This is a genomic window from Methylobacterium guangdongense (assembly GCF_038442355.1).
GTDB lineage: Bacteria > Pseudomonadota > Alphaproteobacteria > Rhizobiales > Beijerinckiaceae > Methylobacterium > Methylobacterium guangdongense.
The window spans coordinates 186,726-209,902 of the sequence record NZ_JBBXMX010000002.1; the positions used below are offsets into that span (position 1 = coordinate 186,726).

General features: G+C 71.8%; 21 protein-coding genes and 1 other RNA gene. 9 read left to right on the top strand and 13 right to left on the bottom strand.

Annotated elements, in window-relative coordinates; genetic code table 11:
- The first annotated feature begins 116 nt into the window (after positions 1–116).
- Positions 117–1,415, top strand: coding sequence for an MFS transporter (locus AAHG09_RS04655; RefSeq protein WP_342105702.1), 1,299 nt, complete (start codon positions 117–119; stop codon positions 1,413–1,415).
- Between the two features lie 23 nt (positions 1,416–1,438).
- Positions 1,439–2,515, top strand: coding sequence for a tartrate dehydrogenase (locus AAHG09_RS04660; RefSeq protein ID WP_342105703.1), 1,077 nt, complete (start codon positions 1,439–1,441; stop codon positions 2,513–2,515).
- A 16-nt stretch (positions 2,516–2,531) separates the two neighbouring features.
- Here the strand turns inward: AAHG09_RS04660 and AAHG09_RS04665 are convergent, their stop codons facing one another.
- Genes AAHG09_RS04665 through AAHG09_RS04675 form a run of 3 tightly spaced genes read right to left on the bottom strand, consistent with a single transcriptional unit; the run spans position 2,532 to position 4,648 of the window.
- On the bottom strand, positions 2,532–3,221 hold the full coding sequence (locus AAHG09_RS04665; protein ID WP_342105704.1) for an SDR family NAD(P)-dependent oxidoreductase: 690 nt from the start codon (positions 3,219–3,221) through the stop codon (positions 2,532–2,534).
- Positions 3,218–4,312, bottom strand: coding sequence for a phosphoesterase (locus tag AAHG09_RS04670; protein WP_342105706.1), 1,095 nt, complete (start codon positions 4,310–4,312; stop codon positions 3,218–3,220). The genes AAHG09_RS04665 and AAHG09_RS04670 overlap by 4 nt, the downstream gene beginning before the upstream one ends.
- 36 nt (positions 4,313–4,348) lie before the next feature.
- Positions 4,349–4,648, bottom strand: a complete 300-nt coding sequence (locus AAHG09_RS04675) for a hypothetical protein (RefSeq protein WP_342105707.1) — start codon at positions 4,646–4,648, stop codon at positions 4,349–4,351.
- A 230-nt stretch (positions 4,649–4,878) separates the two neighbouring features.
- On the opposite strand from AAHG09_RS04675, the gene AAHG09_RS04680 reads away from it, so the two are divergent.
- The 6 genes from AAHG09_RS04680 to AAHG09_RS04705 all read left to right on the top strand — a co-directional run bounded on the left by AAHG09_RS04680 (position 4,879) and on the right by AAHG09_RS04705 (position 10,166).
- Positions 4,879–5,391 (top strand): DUF892 family protein, encoded by a 513-nt coding sequence (locus tag AAHG09_RS04680; RefSeq protein ID WP_342105708.1) that lies wholly within the window; start codon positions 4,879–4,881, stop codon positions 5,389–5,391.
- A 53-nt stretch (positions 5,392–5,444) separates the two neighbouring features.
- Positions 5,445–5,636: a DUF1508 domain-containing protein gene (locus AAHG09_RS04685; protein WP_342105709.1), complete on the top strand. Its 192-nt coding sequence runs from the start codon at positions 5,445–5,447 to the stop codon at positions 5,634–5,636.
- A 109-nt stretch (positions 5,637–5,745) separates the two neighbouring features.
- Positions 5,746–6,060, top strand: a complete 315-nt coding sequence (locus AAHG09_RS04690; protein ID WP_342105710.1) for a hypothetical protein — start codon at positions 5,746–5,748, stop codon at positions 6,058–6,060.
- Between the two features lie 145 nt (positions 6,061–6,205).
- Positions 6,206–7,303 (top strand): glycosyltransferase family 2 protein, encoded by a 1,098-nt coding sequence (locus AAHG09_RS04695; protein WP_342105711.1) that lies wholly within the window; start codon positions 6,206–6,208, stop codon positions 7,301–7,303.
- Positions 7,276–8,016 (top strand): class I SAM-dependent methyltransferase, encoded by a 741-nt coding sequence (locus tag AAHG09_RS04700; protein ID WP_342105712.1) that lies wholly within the window; start codon positions 7,276–7,278, stop codon positions 8,014–8,016. Before AAHG09_RS04695 ends, AAHG09_RS04700 begins: the two co-directional genes overlap by 28 nt.
- Entirely contained in the window at positions 8,013–10,166 is a 2,154-nt protein-coding gene (locus AAHG09_RS04705; protein ID WP_342105713.1) for a hypothetical protein, read from the top strand. The genes AAHG09_RS04700 and AAHG09_RS04705 overlap by 4 nt, the downstream gene beginning before the upstream one ends.
- A 13-nt stretch (positions 10,167–10,179) precedes the next feature.
- Here AAHG09_RS04705 and AAHG09_RS04710 read toward each other — a convergent pair whose 3' ends face one another.
- From AAHG09_RS04710 to AAHG09_RS04755, 10 genes are all read right to left on the bottom strand, one after another.
- A complete protein-coding gene (locus AAHG09_RS04710; RefSeq protein WP_342105714.1) occupies positions 10,180–11,496 on the bottom strand; it encodes a carotenoid oxygenase family protein in 1,317 nt (438 codons plus the stop codon).
- A gap of 168 nt (positions 11,497–11,664) precedes the next feature.
- Positions 11,665–13,077, bottom strand: a complete 1,413-nt coding sequence (locus tag AAHG09_RS04715; RefSeq protein WP_342105715.1) for an amidase — start codon at positions 13,075–13,077, stop codon at positions 11,665–11,667.
- Positions 13,070–13,993, bottom strand: coding sequence for a DUF1028 domain-containing protein (locus AAHG09_RS04720; protein ID WP_342105716.1), 924 nt, complete (start codon positions 13,991–13,993; stop codon positions 13,070–13,072). Before AAHG09_RS04720 ends, AAHG09_RS04715 begins: the two co-directional genes overlap by 8 nt.
- Before the next feature lie 3 nt (positions 13,994–13,996).
- Positions 13,997–14,728, bottom strand: coding sequence for an ABC transporter ATP-binding protein (locus tag AAHG09_RS04725; RefSeq protein ID WP_342105717.1), 732 nt, complete (start codon positions 14,726–14,728; stop codon positions 13,997–13,999).
- Positions 14,721–16,526 carry a branched-chain amino acid ABC transporter ATP-binding protein/permease gene (locus tag AAHG09_RS04730; RefSeq protein ID WP_342105718.1) on the bottom strand — a complete coding sequence of 602 codons (1,806 nt, stop codon included), beginning with the start codon at positions 16,524–16,526 and terminating at the stop codon, positions 14,721–14,723. Before AAHG09_RS04730 ends, AAHG09_RS04725 begins: the two co-directional genes overlap by 8 nt.
- Positions 16,519–17,352 (bottom strand): branched-chain amino acid ABC transporter permease, encoded by an 834-nt coding sequence (locus tag AAHG09_RS04735; RefSeq protein ID WP_342105720.1) that lies wholly within the window; start codon positions 17,350–17,352, stop codon positions 16,519–16,521. The genes AAHG09_RS04730 and AAHG09_RS04735 overlap by 8 nt, the downstream gene beginning before the upstream one ends.
- 362 nt (positions 17,353–17,714) lie before the next feature.
- The gene (locus tag AAHG09_RS04740; protein ID WP_342105721.1) at positions 17,715–18,869 is read right to left on the bottom strand and encodes a substrate-binding protein; all 1,155 of its coding nucleotides are present in this window, start codon (positions 18,867–18,869) and stop codon (positions 17,715–17,717) included.
- 140 nt (positions 18,870–19,009) lie between these two features.
- Positions 19,010–19,855 carry a nitrilase family protein gene (locus AAHG09_RS04745; RefSeq protein ID WP_342105722.1) on the bottom strand — a complete coding sequence of 282 codons (846 nt, stop codon included), beginning with the start codon at positions 19,853–19,855 and terminating at the stop codon, positions 19,010–19,012.
- Between the two features lie 174 nt (positions 19,856–20,029).
- Positions 20,030–20,656, bottom strand: coding sequence for an ANTAR domain-containing response regulator (locus AAHG09_RS04750; RefSeq protein WP_342105723.1), 627 nt, complete (start codon positions 20,654–20,656; stop codon positions 20,030–20,032).
- The gene (locus AAHG09_RS04755; protein WP_342105724.1) at positions 20,653–21,807 is read right to left on the bottom strand and encodes a transporter substrate-binding domain-containing protein; all 1,155 of its coding nucleotides are present in this window, start codon (positions 21,805–21,807) and stop codon (positions 20,653–20,655) included. The genes AAHG09_RS04750 and AAHG09_RS04755 overlap by 4 nt, the downstream gene beginning before the upstream one ends.
- A 705-nt stretch (positions 21,808–22,512) precedes the next feature.
- On the opposite strand from AAHG09_RS04755, the gene ssrA reads away from it, so the two are divergent.
- Positions 22,513–22,886: a transfer-messenger RNA gene (gene ssrA, locus AAHG09_RS04760) on the top strand.
- Positions 22,887–23,177: the final 291 nt, after the last annotated feature.

The following is a 23,177-nucleotide window of genomic DNA, read 5'->3' on the forward strand; positions in this document are numbered from 1 at the left end:
TCCACTCCAGCCGCGGAATGGCCGTTGACACGCCGCAAGCCCAGACCTACTCGTATTCCATCTTGCATGGAAGATGGCGCGCAACAGACGCGCCGATCCGGCGATGGGAGGACACGATGGAGCGCTCGCTCGAGCAGGCCGCCATGCGCAGGGTCGCGTGGCGCCTCATCCCCTTCATCTGCCTGCTCTACTTCATCGCCTTCATCGACCGCGTGAATATCGGCTTCGCGGCCCTGACGATGAACAAGGATCTCGGCTTCTCGGCGTCCGTCTTCGGCTTCGGCGCCGGCGTGTTCTTCTTCGGCTACTTCCTGTTCGAGGTGCCCTCGAACATCATCCTCGACCGGGTCGGCGCCCGGCTCTGGATCGCCCGCGTGATGATCACCTGGGGGCTCATCTCGGGTGCCTTCGCGTTCATCCAGGGCGAGATGAGCTTCTACGGGCTCCGCTTCCTGCTCGGCGCCGCGGAGGCCGGCTTCTTCCCCGGCATCATCCTCTATCTCGGCTACTGGTTCCCCATCCGCTACCGGGCCGCGGTGGTGTCGCTGTTCATGGCGGCGGCGCCGGTCTCGGTGCTGCTGGGCTCGCCCGTGTCGAGCGCGCTCCTCGGGATGGAGGGCATTTGGGGCCTGCACGGCTGGCAGTGGATGTTCCTGATCGAGGCGGTGCCCGCGGTGATCCTCGGTTTCGTCGTGCTGGTCTACCTGACCGACCGGCCCGAGACAGCGACGTGGCTCGCCGACGACCAGCGCGCCTGGCTCGTGGCCGAGATGGAGGCGGAGCGGGCCGGGCGGCGGGAACAGGCCCGCCACAACCTGCTGAGCGGGCTCACCGACCTGCGCGTGCTGGCGCTCGCCCTCGTGTATTTCGGTACCTCCGCGGGCCTCTACACCCTCGGCATCTGGGCGCCGCAGATCATCAAGGGGCTGGGCCTGTCGACCATGACGGTCGGCCTGCTCAACGCGGTGCCGCCGGCCATCGCGGTGGTGGCGATGATCCTGTGGGCGCGCCATTCCGACCGCACCGGCGAGCGCACGTGGCACGTGGTGATCGCCTGCCTCGCCGCCTCCCTGGGCCTGATGCTGGCCGGCGCCGCCGCCTCGGTGGTGGCGGTCATCGCCGCGCTGAGCCTCGTCAATGTCGGGATCAGCGCCGCCAAGCCGCCGCTCTGGGCGATGCCGACGCTGTTCCTGTCCGGTCCGGCCGCGGCGGTCGGCATCGCCACCATCAACGCGATCGGCAATCTCGGCGGCTTCGTCGGCCCATGGATGATCGGCTGGATCAAGGACCGGACCGGCAGCTTCGCGGGCGGTCTGATGTTCGTGGCCGGCCTGCTCCTGCTCTCGGCGATCCTGACCCTCGTGGTCGCCCGGGCCGGGCGCCGCACCGGGCCGGCCCGCGTCGCCCTGCGTTGAATCCCTTTCCTCGGAGACCCACCATGAAGACCTACACCATCGCGGCCATTCCGGCGGACGGCATCGGCGTCGAGGTCATCGCCGCCGGCATTGAGGCGCTCGACGCCCTGGCCGAGAAGACCGGCACCTTCCGGTTCCAGTTCGACCATTTCGACTGGGGCTCGGACTACTACAAGCGGCACGGCGTCATGATGCCGGCGGACGGCCGCGAGCAGATCAGGAACCACGACGCGATCTTCTTCGGCGCGGTCGGCGCGCCGGACGTGCCCGACCACATCACCCTCTGGGGCCTGCGGCTCGCGATCTGCCAGCCCTTCGATCAGTACGCCAATGTCCGCCCGACCCGGATCCTGCCCGGCATCACCAGCCCGCTGCGCCACGTCTCGGGGCCGGAACTCGACTGGGTGATCGTGCGCGAGAACTCGGAGGGCGAGTATGCCGGCGTCGGCGGCCGGGTCCACCAGGGCCATGCCAACGAGGTCGCCACCGACGTCTCGATGATGACCCGCTCAGGGGTGGACCGGATCATCCGCTACGCCTTCAAGCTCGCCCAGTCCCGGCCGCGCAAGCTGCTGACCGTGGTGACGAAGTCGAACGCCCAGCGCCACGCCATGGTGATGTGGGACGAGATCGCCGCCGAGGTCGCCCGGGACTTCCCCGACGTCACCTGGGACAAGATGCTGGTCGACGCCATGACCATGCGCATGGTCACGAAGCCCGCGACCCTCGACACGATCGTGGCGACGAACCTCCACGCCGACATCCTGTCGGACCTCGCGGCGGCGCTCGCCGGCTCCCTCGGCATCGCGCCGACCGCCAACATCAACCCGGAGCGCACCTTCCCGTCGATGTTCGAGCCAATCCACGGCTCGGCCTTCGACATCACCGGCAAGGGCATCGCCAACCCGGTGGCGACCTTCTGGACGGCCTGCCAGATGCTGGAGCACCTCGGCGAGATGCAGGCCGCCGAACGGCTGATGCGCGCGGTCGAGCGCGTGACCGCGGACCCGAACCTCCACACCCCCGATCTCGGCGGTCAGGCGACGACCCGGCAGGTCACCGATGCCGTGATCGCGGCGATCCGGGGGGACAATTCCTGACGGGCTCCGGCCCGGATCACCAGGGCACCGTCGCGCCCGTATAGTCGAGGAACACGCATCCGCGCTCGCCGAGGCGCGCCTCGATCACCGCGACCATCCCGCGCGCGCTGGTCTCGACGTCCAGCGTCGCGCGGCGGCCGCCGAGGTCGGTGCGGACCCATCCCGGATGCATGAGGATGAGCCCCCACGCCGCCCCGGAATGCTGCCCCGCGAAGGAGCGGGCCAGGGTGTTCAGCGCCGCCTTGCTGGCCCGGTAGCTGCCCCAGCCGCCGCCGCGGTTGAGGGAAACGGATCCGAGCTTCGAGGTCATCAGCACGATCAGGCCGTCCCGGGCGACCCGCTTGCGAAAGACCTCCGCGAAGCGGATCGGGCTCAGGGCGTTGGTCTGGAACACCGCGCCCGCCACCGCGCGGGGCATCTGGCCGGCCGGCGTGCCGGCCTGCGTGGCGACGCCGGCCACGACGAACACGCAATCGAAGTCCGGCGTGTCGGACAGCCGGTCCGCGAGCGCCCTAACGGCCGCATCGTCGTCGATGTCGATACCGCTCTCGATCGTCAGGGGGCCGCGCTGCGCCTGATCGGCCAAAGCCGCCGAGGGCCGCCGCACGGTGGCGGTCACGTCCCAGCCCTGGTCGAGCAGCCGGGCGACGAGCCCCAGGCCGAGCCCGCGGGAGGCTCCGACGATCAGCGCCCGGCGCCGGCTCACGGGACCCGAGCCTCCGGCCCGAAGCCGAGATCCGCGACGAAGCGGTTCCAAGTCTCGACCCGTATCTGGCCGCCGGTCGCGCGCCGGTGCCCCTGCGCGAACTGGTCGTCCGGCCCGAGCGGCGGCGCGCGCTCCTCGAGGAACGTGATCAGGTCGGGTACCGCGGCGCTGCGCGCGGCGAAGTGGACGAAGCCGGGCCGGAAGCCCGCATTCGCGCCGATCACCACCTGCCGGCGCAGGCGGCCGGTCCAGGATTGCGCGACGAGCGGATGGATCTGGCAGGGCGAGTCGCAGTGGATCAGCGCCACGGGACCGGCGAAGAGCGGGGGCACGCTCCGGGCGGCCTCCAGCGCCGCCTTCACCTCGGCGCGGGCCGCGCGCAGGCTCGCGGCGTCGGGATCGGTCCCGTCGATGATGTCCGCCGGTCCCGTCGCCTTGAGGAGCAGGCGCAGGGCCGGCCGTGCGTCGCCTGACGCCGACCGCCGCGGCGCGTTGACGAGGCTCACGGCCTCGCGCAGGGCCTTGGCGGTGTGCGCCTTGCGCAGCGGGCCCATGATGTCGGGAAAGTCGCCGGTCGCGCCGCGATCTCCGAGATCGCCGACGAGCCCGATCCCGGCGAGCCACGCGAGATCCTCTACGCCGCCCGACCCCGTCAGGGGCAAGGCCGCCGCGCACGCGAAGGCGAGCAGGCTGGAGGTCGGGATCGGCGCGTCCGCATGGCCGCTGATCACCGTGGCGTCGGCGGGCTCGGGCCATGCGCGCGGGATGTGGTGATCGACCAGCACCATCGGCACGCCCGGGAGGATGGCGCCGGCCTGGACGCCGAGATCGGTCACCACGAGCCCGCCGGGCTTGCGGGCGGCGAGCTCGTCGCGCAGCGCCTGCGACCAGGCCGACTCGCCGCGGCCGACGACCCGGACCAGGGCGCTGCCGCGCCAAGGGCCATCGCCGGCGCGATCGAAGGCGCGTCCCAGGATGGCGCCCGCCGAAAGGCCGTCGGCATCGTCGTGGCACAGAACGACGGGCGGCTCCGGGCCGAAGCCGGCGACGGCCCGGGCGAACGCGGCACCATGGGTGGCGAGGTCGGTCACGGTGCCTTCACGATGGTTGCCCCTGGATTGTCCGGCTCACGCCTCTTCGGCCTTGCGCCGTCCCCGTCCATGCTGCTCCTTGGCGTGCCCGGCCTCCTCGGCGGCCTCCTTCTCGGCCCGTCCGGCCGTGGCGGCGGAGGTGCCGGCCTCGGGCGAGCCGTCGGCATCCGCGCTCGAAGCCGCCGGCTTCGGATGCCCCTTGCCGTCGGTGGGGGGCGTGGCCGGCCCGCCCTCCTCCACCGCCGGGTGGCCGGCACCGGCCTTGGCACTGCCGGCCGCCTGCACCGTATCGGCCATCTGCGCCTTCGCGGACCGGCTTTGACCGTTCTCGGACATGCTCGCCTCGTCTGTTGGTGTCGGGTGAAACGCGTCGGCCAACTTCGGGGCATGGGCCGCGGTTGCTGCGCCACTTGACGCAGGCACGGGCCGAAATCGGGCTGAGCCCAGAGATATTGGCCCGCCTGCGGCACGATGATGCGACGCATTCGCCGCATCATGCGCCAGGAACAGCAGTAACGTCGGGGCGTTTGCCGGCGGTATTCGACGAATTACGGAGCAATGACTGTATGGCCAGCACAGATATCGGTTCGATTTACGCGACCGCCTTGCGCAACACGCGCGCGCTGGAGAAGCAAGGTCTGGAACAGATGGAGCGCCAGCTGGCGGGCCTCGAGCGGTATCCGGATTACGCCGCCGTCCTGCGCCGCCACGTCGGGACCACGAAGACGCAGATCGAACGCCTCGATCAGGCCCTCGCGGCACTCGGCGAGAGCCCGTCGACGCTGAAGGAGACGGTCACGAAGGTGGCGGGCTCGATCGGCGCCGCGGTCCACGCCGCCGCCCAGGACGAGACGCTCAAGAACCTCTACGCCGGCTACGCCTATCAGTACGATCAGGTCGCGGCCTACCGCTCGCTGGCCGTCATCGCCGAGCGGGCCGGCAAGTCGGATCAGGCGCAGGCGTTCCGCCAGGCGGCCGACGAGGAGACGAAGGGGGCCGAGGCGATCGCGGCGCTGATCGAGCCCGTCACCAAGACCTATCTCGACCTCACCCTCGCCGGCCAGAAGGCCGACAGCTGAGAACCCGCGGTCGGTCCTCGCCGGGCCGACCGCACCGACCGGGGGCTGCCGCCATGGATGATCCGACGCCCATCGCCATCGCGATCGAGCCCTGTCCGGATCAGGCCGGACAGTACCGGTGGCACCTCAGGGACGCGGACGACGTGTCCATACGGACGTCACCGGAATCCTACGCCTCGGCCGAGGATGCCCGGGATGCCGCGACGGCGGCGCTGCACGCCTTCGGAGCCGCGCAACACGGCTGACAGCCCGTCGCGCCCCTGGGCGAACTCCGCGGTCCACACCCGGAAACCCCGGCCACCAAAGCGGCGCTCGCGCGTTGTCCGCTTCGATTGATCCCCCCCGGAGCGCCCGATGCTCGCCCGATCCGCCCTGCTCTTCCTCGTCCTCACGACCGGCGCGCAGGCCGCCGCCTTCGACGACCTGAAGGGCTATCTCGCCTCCTGCCTCCGGTTCGAGATGAGCGGCGCCCCGGCGGCGCGGGGTGCGCCCCTGTCGGCACGGGTGCGCGACGCGCTCGGCCGTTGCTCCGACGACGTCGCGCGGCTCGACCGGGCAGACGGGCGCCGCCTGCGCGGTGATGGCGGCCTCAGCCCGTCCAGCCGCGAGGTCATCCAAGGCGTCTTCGGCCGGAGCGGCGGTATCGCCAACGCCAACGTCCGGTACTGAACCCGGCGTCCGGATGCGCCGTAGAGGCCGATCGAACGCCGGCGTAAATCGCAAACACCGGCTTTAATCCAATCTTTACCCCGCTCACCGAGCTTTCACCCGTCCCGCGCGGGCCTGTGCCAGCGGCGACGAGGCGGGGAGCAGCATGGAGCCGAGCGAGGTCGAGCGGTTCGCCCGGGTCGCCAGCGAACTGAGCGCCCTCTGCCCGCCTTCGTGTGAACCGGCGCGCGATCCGCGCCCGATCGCCATCGTGGTGCCGGTCTTCAACGACTGGGCCGCCTTCCGCATCCTGGCCGGCGCGATCGACACCGTCCTGGCGGCGGCCGATCTGCACGCCGAACTCATCGTGGTCGATGACGGATCCTGGCAGTCGGGGGCGCGCGCGCTGGAAGAGGTCGCGGCCTCGGCCAGCCGGCTGCGTCTGCGGCCCGCCGTGCTCGCCACCAACCTCGGCCACCAGCGCGCGATCGCGGTCGGCCTTGTGCAGGCGAGCCTGCGGGCGAAGGCCTACCGCGCCATCGTCGTCATGGACGGCGACGGTGAGGATCCGCCGGAGCATATCCCGCGCCTCGTCGCGGAGGCCGAGGCCCACCCCGACGCCGTGATCTGCGCCCGGAGACGGCGTCGCTTCGAGGGCGCGCGCTTCGCCGTCGGCTACGGGCTGTTCAAGCTCGTGTTCCGGCTCTGCACGGGGCGGCGCATCGATTTCGGCCATTACTGCGCGATCCCGCCGGCGCATCTGTCCCGGCTGATCCATGCCCCGGCTCTGTGGAGCCACTTCGCCGCCAGCCTGATCCGCTCCGGCCTGCCGCTGCGCCGCATCCCCCTCGACCGCGGCCAGCGCTACGCCGGGCGCTCGACCATGAACGCGACGGCTCTGATCCGGCACGGACTCAACGCCATCGCGGTGTTCGAGGATGTCTGCCTCGTGCGCCTCCTCGTGCTGCTCGGCGTGTTCGGGTGCGGGGTGGTCAGCGCGATGATCGGCGTGGTGCTGGTCCGGTTCTGCACCGACCTCGCCATGCCGGGCTGGGCCACGAATGCGGGCGGGCTGCTCCTCGTCGTGCTGTTTCAGGCCGCGCTGCTCGCCGCGACCGCGGCGGCGGCCCATCTCAACCGGCGCGCCCTGCCCGAAATCGTCCCGGCCCGCGACGCGCACTGGTTCCTGCACGCGCCTGCCGAAACCGCAGAGCAACCCGAAGACGGAGACGCGCAGTGGCCAGCGGATCAGCGCGCGGCGTAACGACCCCGGCGCCGTCCGACTATGTCGGGACCGAGCTTGAGATCTTCGCGGCCGCCCGCAACTGGAAGCGCTACTGGTCGGACGCGATCGCGCCGTTCGTCGGCGGCCGCGTCCTCGATGTCGGCGCCGGGCTCGGCGCGACCGCCGCGGTGTTTTCTTCGCGAACGGGCATCGACGCCTGGACGTGCCTGGAGCCGGACAGCCGCTTCGCCGCGCAGCTCGCCACGCGGATCGCCGCGGGCGGGCTGCCGGCGCGCACCCGGGCGCGCCGGGGCACGCTGCGCGACCTCGACCCCGCCGAGCGCTTCGACAGTATCCTCTACATCGACGTGCTGGAGCACATCCGCGACGATCGGGGCGAGCTGGCGCGGGCCGCCGGGCGTCTCGCGGCGGGCGGGCGCCTCGTCGTGCTCTCGCCGGCCCACCCGTTCCTGTTCTCGCCCTTCGACGCGGCGATCGGGCACGAGCGGCGCTACACCCGGGCGAGCCTGCGCGCCGCCGCGCCGGAGGGCCTGCGGCTGGCGCGGCTCGCCTATCTCGATGCCGCCGGCTTCGCCGCCTCGCTGGGCAACCGCCTCGTTCTGCGCAGCGCGATGCCGACGCCCGCGCAGATCGCCGCCTGGGATCGGCTGCTGGTGCCGATCTCGCGCCGGCTCGATCCCTGGCTGAGGTTCCGGGCGGGCAAGTCCGTCCTGGGGGTCTGGACGCGATGAGCGCCGGGCTCATCGCCGGTGCGGTGCCGCCGGTCGCGCGCGCCCGCGGCGGCGACCTCGCCTGGGGCCTGCTGACGGCGTGCCTGGCCGTCGCGACCGCCGCGATCCCCCTCGCCCACACGCCGACCTTCTACTTCACGGACGATTACCAAGCCTATTTCATGCCGGGCTTCCTGGAGATCGCCCGGCTGATCAAGGCGGGGGCGCTGCCGTTCCTGTCGCCGCGCCTGTTCCAGGGCGGGGCGTTCCTCGCCGAGTATCAGTACGCGCTGTTCAACCCGGTCAGCCTGCTGCTCTACCTCGTGCTCGACGGGTTCGCCCGGCTCGACCACGCTGCGGCCTTCTTCGCGCTCGTCCATATCGGCCTGCTCGCCGGCGGGACGCACGTCCTGGCGCGGATGGTCGGCGTGAGCCGGCCGGCCGCCGTCCTGGCCGGGCTGACGGCCGCGACGAGCGGATGGATCATCTACTGGGGCGCGATCACGTGGATCCCCGGCCTCGTCAGCACGGCCTGGCTGTCCTGGGCGGCCGCCGCGCTGATCCGCGCCTACCGGACCCCGGGCTCCGTGCCCCTGGCGGCGGGCGCCGTCTACCTGACGGTCGCGAGCGGCTGGCCGTTCTCCGACGCGGCGCTCGTCGCCGGCCTCGGCGTCGGTCTCCCGCTGGCCGTCTGGGCCGGGCGCGACCGGCGGGCCTGCGCGCGCACGGCGCTGGCCGCCGGGCTCGGCCTGCTCCTGGCCGCCCCGGCCTGGATGCCCCTCGCCGCCGCGATCGGGACGAGTTCCCGCCAGCCCGAGGTGCTGTTCCACGACATGCTGTCGACGCCGCTCGCCGTGCTCCTGGCGATGGGCGTGCCGGTCTGGCCGGAGACCTGGCTCGGCTTCGACGGCCTGAGGATGCATGTCGGGCCGCCGGCCCAGTACGTGTCCTGGTGGGTCCCGGTCGCGCTGATCAACGCTTCCCGGGCGCGGCTCAACGCGCCGGAGGGCCGCGGCGTCGCCCTGCTGCTGGCGGTGACGGGGGTGATCGCGCTGCTCGCGATCTCGCCGGGCGTGTCGCAGCTGCGCTGGCCGTTCCGCTTCCTGCCCTACGTCCAGATCGGCGTCACGATCGTGGCGGCGTGGTTCGTGACCCGCGACCGCTGGGCGCCCGGCCGGACGCTGCTGCTCGTCGTGATCGGCGGCGCGGTCGCGCTCGCGCGCGATCCGGACCTCCTCACGCTCCAGATCCTGCTCACCGCGCTCGTGGCCGTCGCGGCCGTGCTGGCGCTCCGGGCGGAGGGGACGGCGCGGCTCGCGATCCTCATGGCGAGCCACACCCTCGTGTTCGCGATCCTCACCACGATCATGCCGGTCAACGAGCAGGTCGGCACATGGCCTGCGCCGATGGCGCGCTCGGCCTACCGCGCGCCCGCCCTGCCGGCCGGCGACACGATGCTGGTCCTCCACGACCCGGACGCTCATCGCACCCCGCTGGCGCCGGAGGTCTGGACGGCGCTGTTCACCGAGCTGCCGCATTCCAACACGCCGCTGCTCACCGGAGCCGCTGTGGTCGGCGGCTATTCGCCCATGCCGATGCGGGGATTCCGCGCGATCTGCATGTGGCGGGGCGGGGCGACCTGCCCGGAGGCCGCCGAGCGGCTGGCGCACCCGGATCCCGTCACCGGCGCCAGCACCCTCGATCTCGCCCGCGTGGTGCGGGTCGCCGTGGAACGGGGGCCGCGGGCGGACGGCTTCGCCGCCGTCGCCGGACCGGGCTGGACCCGGCACAGCGGCGTGGCCGCGGAGCTGTTCGAGCGAGCGGGCCACGCCGCCCTGCCCGGAACGCTGTCGGCCGGACCGGCTGGCTTCCAAGTCGACGCGGCGACCGAGGGGGCAGCGTCGGGGCGATACGCGGTCGCCTCGCCGGGGGGCGGGCGCGTCGTCTGGGCGCGCGCTTGGTATCCCGGCTACGCGGCAACATGGAACGGCGCGCCGCTCGCCGTGGAGGTCGTGAACGACTTCCTCGTGTCGGCCGTCATCCCGGCCGGCGACGGGGTGCTGAGCCTGCGCTATGTGCCAGCCGGCCTCCTGCCCGGCCTCGCCCTCTCGGCGCTCGCCGCGCTCGCGTTGATCGGCCTGATGGTGTTCCGGAGGCGTGCCCGCGCCTGACGTCGCGCCGCCCTCACGCGTCCGGGATCCAAGTGCCGTGGAATCCCTGCAGCACCCGCCGCGGCAGATGCACCCGGGCCACCGGCGCGGCCTCAACGTCCGATGCCGCCAGGATCACGAGGTCGCTCGCCCCGCGGATCCGGTCGTAGACGAAGCCCATCAGCCAGCCCTCCCCCGAGCCGCCGGGGACGTGGGCGAACTCGCTCGGGATGCCACCCGCGAAGACGTGCAGGGTGTTCCGGCCGCGCGCCAGATCGTAGCGCACCAGCGCGCCGTCGCCGGGCGCATCCCGGTCCGGACCGGCCCCGGTCTGCACCGCGTAGAGCACGCCGTGCGCCAGCCCCGTGCGCTGCTCGTCGATGCGCGGGAACTCGATCGCCCGGTCGTCCAGATCCGTCTCCTGCGCACGGTCCGCCCCCGGGGCGATCCGCCACCGCCGCAGCCGCGCGCTCTCGAAGCGCGACGCGGAGGGGCCGCCCCGCCACAGCTCGGGGTACCACGCCACGTCGAGGACCAGCGTCCCGTCCGCCTCCTCGTAGGCGTTGCCGACATGGAAGACGTAGCCGGGCTCGACCGAGACCCAGCGCAGGGCCTCGGCGCCGGCGCCGCGGGGCAGCACCCCGAGCCGGGGCGCGTGCGTGTCGCTCCACGTGAACGGCATCGTGCCCCGCATCGCCAGACCCAGATCGAACACGACCGGCAGGTCCATGAACACGACGTGCCCCCGCGTGAGGGCGAAATCGTGCATCATCACGGGGGCGGGCAGCGGCAGGGCCACGCTCCGGACCAGTGCGCCCGCGCGGTCGGCGACGTGGTAGGTCAGGTAGGGCGGCATCGGGCTGTAGCCGAAGAAGTGCAGCTCGCCGGTCTCGGGGCAGATCTTCGGGTGGGCGGTGAACGGCGTCGTCAGGCGCCCGCCGAAATCCTCGTAGCCGAGCGTCTCCAGTTCGGGCCCGATCGTCATCGGCAGGGCGTTCTCGACCAGGGCGAAGACGCGCCCGGCATGGGCGACGACGCTGGTGTTGGCGACGCTGCCGCGCAGATCCAGCGGATTGCCGGAGGCGCGGCCCTCGAACCGCGGCGTGCGCACCCAGCGATTGCGATACCACTCGGCCCGGCCGCCGCGCAGGGCGACGCCGTGGATCATGCCGTCGCCGAGGAACCAGTGGCCGGAATGGCCATCCCGCGGGTTGGCGCCGTTGCGCGCATAGAGGCCCGAGAGTTCGGCCGGCACCGCGCCCTCGACCGGGAGCGTGAAGGCGGTGATCTCCTCCTGGACGGGGGCGAAGTTGCCGTCGAGCCAGTAGGGCGTCGCCTCGACTTCGGGCATCGGCCGCTCCCTGATGCGCTGCGCGCCGCCCGGCGGGGTGGGCGCGGGTGCGACGGTGCTGGCGCGGCCGCGGCCTGACCGGGCCGGGCGCTCGGGTCACCGCCGCTCACCCGGGACAGATGGGCGCGCGCCACGGACTGTCGAGGGCCCGGGACCGGGCGTCGTTTGCTACGGCTCCGACGCTGCCGCGCCGGGTGGAACCCGGCGCCACCACGCGTGCGCCTGCTCGTACTGGTGTGCGAACCGGAGCAGCATGGCCTCGGCGAAGGGCCGCGCCGCGATCTGGAGGCTGATCGGCAGGGATCGCCGGTCGAAGCCGCAGGGGAGCGCGATCGCCGGGAGCCCGGTCAGGTTGAACGGGTAGGTCAGGCGCCAGGATGCCGCCAGCACGCTCTCCGGCCGACCGGCGATCGTCACGGTGGACTCGTCGGCGCGCCACGCGGTCAGCGGCGCGGTCGGCGTGACGATCACGTCGGCCTCCGCCAGCACGGCCGCCATCTCGGCCATGATCAGCGCCCGGGCCTGCTCGGCCCGCAGGTAATCCGGGCCGGTCACGAACCGGCCCATCTCCACGAGGTCGCGGACATCCGCGGCGAAACCCGCCACGTGGCCCTGCGCGAGGTTGCGGTCGTGGTAGGCGGTCGAGGAGGCCAGCTCGATCGCGTAGATCGCGCCGAGCCCGTAGCGCAGGGACGGCACCGCCACGTCCCGCACCGAGCAGCCCTGCCCGGCGAAGAACCGGATCGCCCCTTCGACCGCGCCCGCGACCGCGTCGTCGACCGCGTCGAAGAAGTGATTGCGGATCACCGCCACCCGCAGGCCGCGCAGCGTCTCGCCGAGCCCGGCCGCGTAATCCGGCACGGGGGCCGCGGCGGAGGCCGGATCGGCCGGATCGGGGCCGGCGAGGATCTGGAGTAGGAGCGCCGCATCGGCCACCGTCAGGGTCAGCGGCCCGGCATGGTCGAGGGACCAGGAATGCGGGACGATGCCCGAGCGGCCGATCCGCCCGAAGGTCGGCTTGAGGCCGACGATGCCGCAGAGCGCCGCCGGGATGCGGATCGAGCCGCCCGTGTCCGAGCCCAGCGCCGCCGGGCAGAGCCGGGCCGCCACCGCCGCGCCAGAGCCGCCGCTCGATCCGCCCGGCACCCGGTCGCGGTCCCAGGGGTTGCGCGTCGGCGGCGTGACCATCCCCCAGGCGAATTCGTGCATGCGCGTCTTGCCGAGGATCACCGCACCGGCCGCCCGCAGCCGCGCGACGGCGTGGCTGTCCGCCTGCGAGAAGGTCAGGCCCTCCACCGCCGTCCCGGCCCGGGTGGGCAGGTCGGCCGTCGTGTAATTGTCCTTGATGCCGATCGGGATGCCGTGGAGCGGGCTGCGCGGACCTGTCCGGGCGATCTCCGCATCGGCGGCGCGCGCCGCGTCGAGGGCGGCGGCGGAGAGGCAGACGAAGCTCTGGAGATCCCCGTCCAGGCGCCCGATCCGGTCGAGCGTGGCGCCGACGAGTTCGACGCTCGACAGCTCGCGCGCCGCGATGCGCCGGGCGAGTTCCGTGATCGGCAACTGCCACAGGGCGTCACGCATGGGGCACCCGGCGGTAGGGCAGGCTCGGATCGAACAGGATCGGCGGATGGACCTGCGCCAGGTCGAGGTCGCGCAGGGCCCGGATCTCGGCCAGGACCGGCGCGAACTGCCTTTGCAGATGCGCCATCCGTTCGGCCGCCTCCGGGGGCAGGCCGACGAGGTCGAGCCGCGGATCCGGCCCGTCGGCCTGTGCCGCGCCGGGCCTCTCCCCAGGCGGCCGCAGTAGCATCGCGGACACCTCCTCCGGCAGCGCACCCGCGGGGCCGACCTTGCGCGGCATCCCCGCCACGAAGGGCGCGAGCTGGTGCCGGGCGATGCCGAGGATCCGGCGGAGTTCCGCGACGGGCTCGGCATGCTCGTCGACCCGCAGGTCGAGGCAGGGGTAATCCTCCCCGGCGATGACCGTGAGGGCCGCCGCCTGCTTGCCGCGCTTGTCACCGCCGGCCGCGTCGCCGGCTTCGAGGGTGCGCATCAGGCGTTCTTCGAGATCGCAGCCGGCACTGCCTTCGAAGCACAGCGCCATGGCGTCGAGCACGCCGGGCCCGGCCAGCATGTTGCCCTGCACGGCATAGCCCGGTCCGGTGCGATGCCCGGCCGCCGCCGTGCAGCCGATTCCGGTCCAGGCGGCGGCCCGCCCCTGCCCATCGACCAGGCCGAGCTGGCGGAGGTCCGACCGGTCGTCGGTGGCGAGCGCCGCCGCCAGCGCCGCGTCGGGTCCCTGCCCGCCGGCCAGCCCGTCGAGGATGCGGGCGGCGAGATAGGGGTTCACCCAGGATTGCGTGGTCACGGCGCCGATGCCGGCCCGGAGATACGGGCAGAGCCCGCCCACCGCCGGAACCGCGCTCGCCACCGCGACACCGAGCTGCCCGGTCCGGGAACAGTGGGCGGCGATCGAGAAGGTGTTGAGTTCGCTCATGACTCACACCGCCAGATGGTCGATGACCCGGGCCTGCGCGTCCGGCGCCCGGGCGGAACCGCTGTCGACGATCTCGCCGAGCTTCAGCACCGCGTAGCGGTCGGCCAGCCCCAGCGCGAAGGCGACGTGCTGTTCCACCACCAGCATGGAGGCGCCCGCCGCCCGCTCGGCCTGGAGCACCCCGCGCAGGCGCTCGACCATGGAGGGCTGCACCCCCTCGGAGATCTCGTCGATCAGCAGGAGGCGCGGGCGCAGCATCAGGGCGCGGCCGAGGATCAGCATCTTCTGCTCGCCCCCGGACAGGGTTCCGGCCCGCTGGGCGAGGCGGTCCTTCAGGAACGGGAAGTGGCCGAACAGCCGCTCCAGAGCCTCCGGCAGCATCCGGTCGGCGGGCACGGCGAGGCGCAGGTTGTCGCGGATCGACAGGTCCTGGAACAGGGGCTGCTCCTGCGGCGCATAGCCGACGCCGAGCGCGTTGAGCTTGGCGGGGGTGAGGCCGGACAGCGCCCGACCGTCGATCGTGATCGCGCCGCCGCGCAGGGCGACCATGCCGAGGACGGACTTGAGCAGGGTGGTCTTGCCCATCCCGTTCTTGCCGAGCAGCGCCACGATCTCCCCCGGCCCCACCGACAGCGAGACATCCTTCACGATCGAGACGGCCCCGTAGCCGCTCGACACGCCGTCCAGGGTAAGCGCCGCCTTCGCGGGCTCGCTCCGCCGCGCTGCCTCAGCCATGGGCGCCTCCCGCATAGATGGTCCGGACCAGTTCCGAGCCGACGACGTCCTCGACCGTACCGTCCAGGACCAGCCGGCCCTGGTGCAGCACCACGATTCGTGACGAGATCTCGCGCACGAAGTCGAGGTCGTGCTCGACCAGCACGGCGGCGATCCGGCCCTCGGCGGTGAGCGCCTTGAGCACGGCGCCGATGGTGGTGCGCTCGGCCTTGGTCAGGCCGGCGGTCGGCTCGTCCAGCAGGATCAGACGCGGCTCCAGCGCCACCACCATGGCGAGTTCCAGCGCCTGCTTCTGGCCGTGGGACAGGAGGCGCGTCGGCCGCGTCAGCAGGCGATCGAGGCCGGTCATGCGCAGGACGTCGAGGGCGGCCTGCGGCAGGCCCAGCGTCTCGGCCTGCCCGGTCGGGCTCAGCCCGTCATGGGTTGCCCGGGCGAGGCGGAGGCAATCGGCCACCGACAGGCTCTCGAACACGCTCGCCACCTGGAACTTGCGCCCGACGCCGAGGCCGACGATCCGGTTGGGCGTCAGCCCGGTGATCGGCGTGCCGCCGATCGCGATGGCGCCCGTGAACGGCTCGGTGCCGTCGCTGAGGCAGCGCATCAGCGTGGTCTTGCCGGCGCCGTTGGGCCCGACGAGGCTGACGAGCTCGCCCGGGCGGATCTCCAGGTCGATGGCCTCCAGCACCGTCAGCGCACCATAGGCCTTGGCGAGGTTCTCGACCTTGAGGATCGGGAGCCCGGTCTCGACCGGCTCCGTCCCGGCCATGCGCGCGACGAGGCGCGGCGGCGCAGGCTCCCGCCGGCCGATCGGCAGCGCCCGCCACAGGCGACCGACGAGGTCGGCGAGGCCGCCGGGCAGCAGGATGATGATGACCACGAAGGCGGTCCCCAGCAGGAGCTGCCACAGGAACGGCAGGTCGCCCGAGAGATTCGCCGCGAGGTAGTCGATCGCGACGGTGCCGAGCACCGGGCCGAGCAGGGTGCCGCGGCCGCCGAGGGCCACCCAGATCACGAGTTCCGTGCCGAACAGGAAGCCGGCATTCTCCGGGGCGACCACCGCCGAGGCGTTGGCGAACAGGAAGCCCGCCAGCCCCGCCACGGCGGCGAGGGCCGCGGTCAGCCGGATCTGCAGGCGCCGGGGGTTGAGGCCGAGATAGGCGCAGCGCGCCTCGTTGTCCCGCAGCGCCACGAGGGCGCGGCCGGCATCCGAGCGCACCAGGATCCAGGCCGCCAGCGTGACGACGATCAGGACCAGGGCCGCGAGGCGGAAATAGCCCTCGATCTCCAGGGGCAGCACGTCGAAGCCGACGAGGCCGCTGCTGGAGCCGGTCCACTCGCCCCCCGCGTAGATCAGCTGCACCACGACGATCGGGACGACCAGGGAGATCACCGAGGCGTAGAGCGGCGTCGAGCGGTGGTAGAAGGACAGCCAGCCGACGACGAGGCCCAGGAGCGCCGGGGCCGCGATCGCGGTGGCGGCCGCCGCCGCGAGGCCCGCCGGCGTGGCGCCGAGCGCGGTCAGGATCATGGCCGTCGCGTAGGCGCCGACGCCGAAGAAGGCGGCCTGCCCGAAGGTCAGGATCCCGGCGAAGCCCCAGAGCAGATCCACCGTGACCGCCAGCACCGCGTAGATCATCGAGCGGGTCAGGACGTTGACCGCGAAGGTATCGAGGACAAGCGGCGCGATCCAGAGGGCCAGCGCCGCCAGCACCGCGACCACGAAGGGGGCGGCGCGGGACAGGCGGCGTCCGCGGGGCGCGGCGGCGGCGCGCTCGGCGACGGGCACGGTCTCAAGCACGGGAGAAACCTTTCGGGCTGATCCGCAGCACGAGGGCGGCGAGCACCGCGACCGCGATGCTGCCGAGGATCGGGCTCACGAAGGTGCTGATCAGGACCTGTGCGGCCCCGAAGACGAGGCAGGCCGCCGCGAGCGCCAGGTACGAGGCATCGGCGACCATCACCAGCATGAAGGCGCCGATCAGCCAGGAGACGCCCATGTTGGGGTCGACGCTGGTGAGCGGCGTCAGCAGCACGCCGGCCAGCGCCGCGAAGCCGGCGCCGATCATGAACACGACGAGGCGCACGCGCCCGGTGTCGATGCCGAGGCTGCGCGCCAGGGTCTCGTTCATGATCACCGCCCGGGCCGAGAGGCCGAGCCGGGTCCGCTCGATGATCAGCGCGAACAGCGTGCCGATCGCCAGCGCGATGCCGAGCGCCACGAGGCGATAGGCCGAGTAGTCGACGCCGAGGATCTCGACGGTGCCGGCGAAGAGGTTCGGGGTGAGCTGGACGTCCCGGCCGAAGGCCAGGGTGATGAGCTGCCCGAGCACGATGCCGAGCCCCCAGGTGGCGAGGATCGCGTCGAGGGGCCGCCGGTAGAGCGGGCGGATGATGAAGTGCTCGGCGAGGCCTCCGAGCGCCGCGCCGAGGACGAAGGCGAGCGGCAGCGCCGCCCAGGGGTTGAGCCCGAGCTTGGCGGTCACCACCGCGCAATAGGCACCGACCGTCAGCCACGCCCCGTGGGCGAAATTGATGATCTTGAGCACGCCGAAGATCGCCAGAAGGCCGATCGAGACGATGAACAGGATCGCCGCCGTGGTCAGGATGTCGAGGGTGAGCAGCATCGGGGTTTCCGGGTGCGCGGGAATAGCGAGGGACGCGGCGGTCGACGAGGCGCGCCCTGCCCCGCGGAGGCTACGATGATCACGGATCTCAGGTGGACACCGGCGGTGGCGGCAGGGCGCGACCTGCCCCCTCTCCCGTGCGGGAGAGGGCTGGGGTGAGGGTCGAGAAGGTTCAAGACCGAGCACACCGTCGACGCGCTGACCGGGCTCGCCCCATCCTGAAAGACCTGATCCCTCACCCTGTCCCTCTCCCGCACGGGAGAGGAGACCCGCGCTTCATCCCGCAGCCGCGTAGCGGCGAGAACGGCGAACCGATTGCCTCCGAGGGGGCTGGAGATCATCGGAACCCCAGCCCCCTCGCCTCACGGCAGCTTCGGGCACTGCTCGCCGGGATCGACGTCCTTGAAGGTGCCGGCGACCTTCACGGTGCCGTCCTTCTGGATCTGGCCGAGATACATGGTCAGCGGCGCGTGGTGCTGCTTGCTCATGCGGATCGTGCCCCGCGGGCCCGTGAAGCTCACGGTCGGCAGCGCCTCCAGCACCTTGGCGGTCTCGGTCCCGCCCGCCTTCTCGACGGCGGCCTTGTAGAGGTAGATCGCCTCGTATTCCGGCACCGAGAGGTCGTTCGGCGTGCGCAATTCCGCGCCGAACTTCTTCTGCATCGCCGCCAGGAACGCCTTGTTCTCGGCGCTGTCGATCCCGGTGACGTAGGAGGCCGACAGGAAGACGCCCTCGGCATCCGCACCCATGCTCTTGGCGGTGCCCTCGTCCAGCGCGAGGTTGGCGAAGGGCAGCGACACGCCCGCGCCGCGCAGCTGCTTGGTCAGCGTGACGTTCGGCGCGCCGCCCGCCGTCGAGGTAATCAGCGCGTCGGGCTTGGCCTCCTTCAGCTTGGAGATGATCGCCGTCCAGTCGCTGCCGTCCATCGGCAGGTACTCCTCGCCGACCACCTTGCCGCCGGTCTTCTCGACGTAGCTCTTGGCGAAGCCCAGCATACCGCGGCCGAAGGCGTAGTCGCTGCCGATGAGGAAGTAGGTCTTGGCGCCCTTCGCCTTGAAGGCGTCCACCACCGGCGGCACCTGCTGCTCCGGCACCCAGGCGTCCACGAACAGGTTCTTGTTGCAGGAATGGCCCTCGTAGAACGAGGTGTAGATGAACGGCACCCGGCCCTTGGTGACGGCCGGCAGGCCGGCGTTGCGGGCCGCGCTCGTCTCCATGGAGATCAGGACGTCGACCTTCTTCTGGTAGATCAGGCTGTCGAAGGCCTTCTGGGCGCCGGCCGCCCCGGAGGCGTCGTCGGCCACCTCCAGGGCGAGCTTGCGGCCGAGCACGCCGCCCTTGGCGTTGATCTCCTCCACGGCGAGTTCGGCCGCCTGCACCACCGAGGGGGCGACGACGCTGTTGGCACCCGACAGGCCGACGGGCACGCCGATGAGGATCGGCTTGGGATCGGCGGCCTGGGCGGCCGTGGCCATGAGGGCGAGCGCCGTGGCGCCGACGAGGGACCATTTCAGCATCAACGAACTCCTTGGGGGATAGGGGGCGGGCCGGCGGCTTAGGGCCGTGCGCGATCGCGCTGCAATCGCGCACGGCCCTAAGCGTTTGTCGTGACACGCTCTCTTGCGCCGAACCGGTGTCCACTTCGGCGGAGAGCGCTCTAGCCGTAGATGTCGGTGCGGCGGTCGCGCAGGAGGGAATTGAAGGTGTTCAGGTCCTTGCGGCCGGCCTCGGCGAGGTCGACCAGCGCCGAGAGGGTCTCGGTGCGGTCCCGGCTCGCCGGACCGGCGAGCGGCCAGCCCTTCGGGCCGATGATCAGGCTCTGCCCCTCGAAGGGCTGGCCGCGCTCGACGCCGACCCGGTCGGCGCAGGCGACGAAGATCCCGTTCGTGTGGGCGGCTGCTCGGTGCAGGGTGTTGGCCATGGCGGCCTCGCCCGCCGGCTGGTCGGGCATCGGCACCCAGTTGGTCGGGATGCAGACGATCTCGGCGCCACCGAGGGCCAGTTGCCGGAAGGTCTCGGGAAACCAGCCGTCGTAGCAGATCGCGACGCCAACCTTGCCCAGCGCGGTGTCGAAGACCGGGAAGCCGAGATCGCCCCTGGCGAAGAACACGTTCTCCTGGTCCCAGAGATGCGCCTTGCGGTAGGTGCCGATATAGCCCTCCGGCCCGACGATCACGGCGGCGTTGTAGAGGGTGTCGCCCGCGGACTCGGCGATCCCCGCCACGATGTGCAGGCCGAGTTCGGCCGCGAGCGCCGCCCAGGCCCGGCTGGTCGGGCCGTCCGGCACCGGCTCGGCAAGGGCGCGCGCCTCGGCCTCGGATTCGAACACGTAGCCGGTGCTGGCGAGTTCCGGCAGCACGATCAGCCGGCTGCCCTCGGCGGCGGCTGCGCGGACGAGATCCGACGCGCGCGCCACGTTGGCGGCGACCGCGCCGAATTCCGGCTCGAACTGGATGCAGGAGACCCGGACCGGCGGGCGTGACGGATCGTTCGCTTGGACCATGAAAGCTCCAAAACGCAAAAAGCCCCTGGCGCGGAGACAAATGCTCCGCGAACCAGAGGCTTCAAAGCCGTGATGTCATGCAGCACTGATGCTGCGGGGCAACCTTGCCCGGTTCGACGACGATACGCCGCGAGACAGAGACCGCAAGACCATAAATGCGGCAGGCTGCTGCGATCAGGTCTTGTCCGCCAACGCGATGCGCAGGCCGAGGCCGCTCATCGCCTCGTGGGCCGCCACCACGCTCTCGGCCACGCTCGCCATCGGTACGCGGGCGGCGGTGGCCCGGTCCCGCAGCATCTTGTAGGCGGCGTCCTCGTCGATCCGATTGAGGTCGACGAGCAGCCGGACCGCCTTCTCGACGGTGCGGCGGCCCTTCATGGTCTCCTCCAGACGGTTGATCTTGCTGGTGAGGCGGCCCTCGTAGCCGCGCCGGTAGCGGGCCAGGGCGAACTGCGTGAGCACGCCCCTTGGGTGGAGCGGCTTGTTGAGCACGCCGTGGGCGTTCACGTCGGCGATCGCCTTCAGGGATGTCGGGCTCTCGTAGGCCACGATGGCGATTACTGCCGGTTCCGCCTCCTCGATCGAGGGCAGAAGGTGCATCACCTGCGCGTCGTCGAGCTGGATGAACAGGGTGTCGATGTCCGGCGGCAGGGCGGCGGGCGGCGGCCAGACGAGGGCGACCTCGCAGCCGAGGCGGCGGAGCTGCTCCAGCAGGGCGGCGCCCTCCTCGTCGCGGGGATGGACGACGAGGGCGCGCGCCCGCCTCAGGTCGTCCAGGATCTTGCGCGCCGGGGCGCTCACGCGGCGATCCCTTCGTCCAGCCAGTTCGTCTCGAACCGCGACCACGCGAGGTAGGGATCGGGCCGCACCGGCCGGCGGGCGCGCCAGACGACGTCGAACTGTCCGTCCGCCCGGGCGACCCCGATGCCGGGGGTGAGCCAGATGTGCCGGGTCTCGCCGTCGAAGGTCAGTTCGCCCTCCGGCGCCGCGAGCCGCTGGCGCAGGGCCGCCGCGCCGAGGCGGTCGGCATCGAGCGTTCCGGCCTCCGCGAGCGCCCGGGCGAACAGGTGCACCTGCGCGTAGGCGGTCTCCGACCACATGCTGGTCGGCCGATCCGGCCCGAACCGGGCCGCGAAGGCCGCCACGAAGCGTTCGTTCTCGGCCCCCGGCAGCGCAGAAAAATACGGCGCGGCGAGGATGTGGCCGGTGCAGTGCTCGGGTCCGATCGCCCGGATCTGCCCCTCCGCCAGCGTCAGGCTGGCGATCGGGCAGCGCGCCCGGTCGATGCCCGCATCCGCGTAGGCGCGGTACAGCCGCTCGGCCCCCCGGCCGACCACGGTGGAGAACACCGCATCGGGGGCCACGCGCCGGATCTCGGCGACCATGGCCCCGTGGGCGGCCGCGTCGGCATCCAGGGGGGCGTAGAGCTCGCCCACGATGGTGCCGCCCTTCGCCTCGATCAGGTCGCGCATGACCCGGTTCGACTCGCGCGGGTAGATGTAGTCCGAGCCGATCAGGAAGATCCGGGGCCCGTGCTCCTGCAACAGGTAGTCGGCCAGGGCGAAGACGTTCTGGTTCAGGGTCGCGCCGGTGTAGATGATGTTCTCCGAGTACTCGAAGCCCTCGTAGATCGACGGGTACCAGAGCAGGCCGTTGTGCCGCTCGACGGTGGAGAGCACGGACTTCCGGCTGGCCGACAGGGAGCATCCGAACACGACTTCGGCCCCGTCCTCCGCCAGCATGCGCCGGGCCAGGGATCGGTACGCGTCGTTGTCGCCCGCGGGATCGTAGCAGATCGGCTCGATCGGGCGACCGAGCACGCCGCCAGCCGTGTTGATCTCCTCGATGGCGAGGGCGGTGCCGAGGAAGTGCTCGGTCTCGGTGATGCCGCTGACCCCGCTGCGCGAGAACAGGACGCCGACGCGCCAGGTCGCTTCGCCCTTGCCTGCCATGGCTTCCCTACCCGTGCCGAACCGCCGCCCGCCGGACCGTCCCGCGAAGGGCCGTCCTATCGCACAGGCCTCCCACTTTGAAGGCAGGCCGCGCAGGCGGCCCGGAGGCCGCCCGCACGATCGCGACGTCGCTTGGGATCACCGCGCGATCATCCGTGGCCACCGGCATGGGCGACCGCACTCACCATCTGCCAAGCCAGGCCGATCAGAACCAGGATCCACGAGAGCGTCAGCGCGCCGCCGGCGATCAGCGTCGCCAGCATCAGGCGATCGCGCCAGAGGTGCGAGACTTGTCGTTTAGTCGGCGATTTATCATTTGAATCAGTCATTTGGGCGTCTCCGATGCTTGCTGCTTGATCTGAGCAAGTCACCGTCCCAGCCAAATCCCGGATTGAGGCTGCGTCTGTATGGCTTCGCACGCGGAACCGGGGCGCTGCGTGGCCGCCCCGCCGAGCCCGGCCCCGCATGTGCGCTGGGTGTGCGCTGGCGCGCTTCCATAGACCCGGCGCGGTCACTGGCCGAGGGGGCCGGGCGGGGGCGAAGCGCTGTTCCGGCACGCCGAAATCGTCGCCGCCGTCGCTTATCGCGCGGATCGATGCCCGGCTTGCCCACCGACGCCTCGAAGGGCCGGCGTCACAGCGCGCGGTGAACGGCCGATGCCTGCGGCTCGCCCAGTAGACCCGGCACCGGTTTTCGGGGTAGAAGGTCCGTGAGGTTGATGACCGGTTCATAATAACGCTTCAGGACCCGGGGGCGGTACCCGGCGCCTCCACCAGAAGCATCCTGCCCCGGATACCGCACGGGGGTCAGAGCGAGCGTCCGGCGTTGCGGACAGCGCGCTGCCAGGGTGCTTCTCGTGGGGGTGAAACAGGTTCGACTGGGCGGTAAAGGGATCGCGAGTTCTGGCCTGCTTCGGCAGGGTAAGATGCGGCTTTCGGTAAGGACTCGACCGGTTCGGCGCAGGCAACCCCTGTTCCGGGCACCTGACCAAAACTCTAAATGCCAACGACAACGTCGGCATGGAGATGCGCCTCGCGGCGTAATCTTCCGGGGCGTGGGCACGCCTAGCAACAGAACCCGGGGCTTCGGCCCCGGGGCCCGCCAAATCCCCCATCAGACGTCATGAATCATTGCCGGGCCGCCCGTCGGCTGAGCCCTGGCCTGCGCCGGATCTGTGCGAACCCATAGCCGCGCCCGGTGCGCGTCAGATGGTCCGAGTCGGTGCGGTCACGGCACGATCGAACGTCGGCGCAGGCCACGTCGGGATGGACTGGAGTTCGGAGATTTCGGGCTCGTCCCCGGGTGCGACTGGCTCCAAGCCGCCGACGCGCCCGGGTCGGTGGCCAAGCCGATCGAGGCCGGAAGGCTGA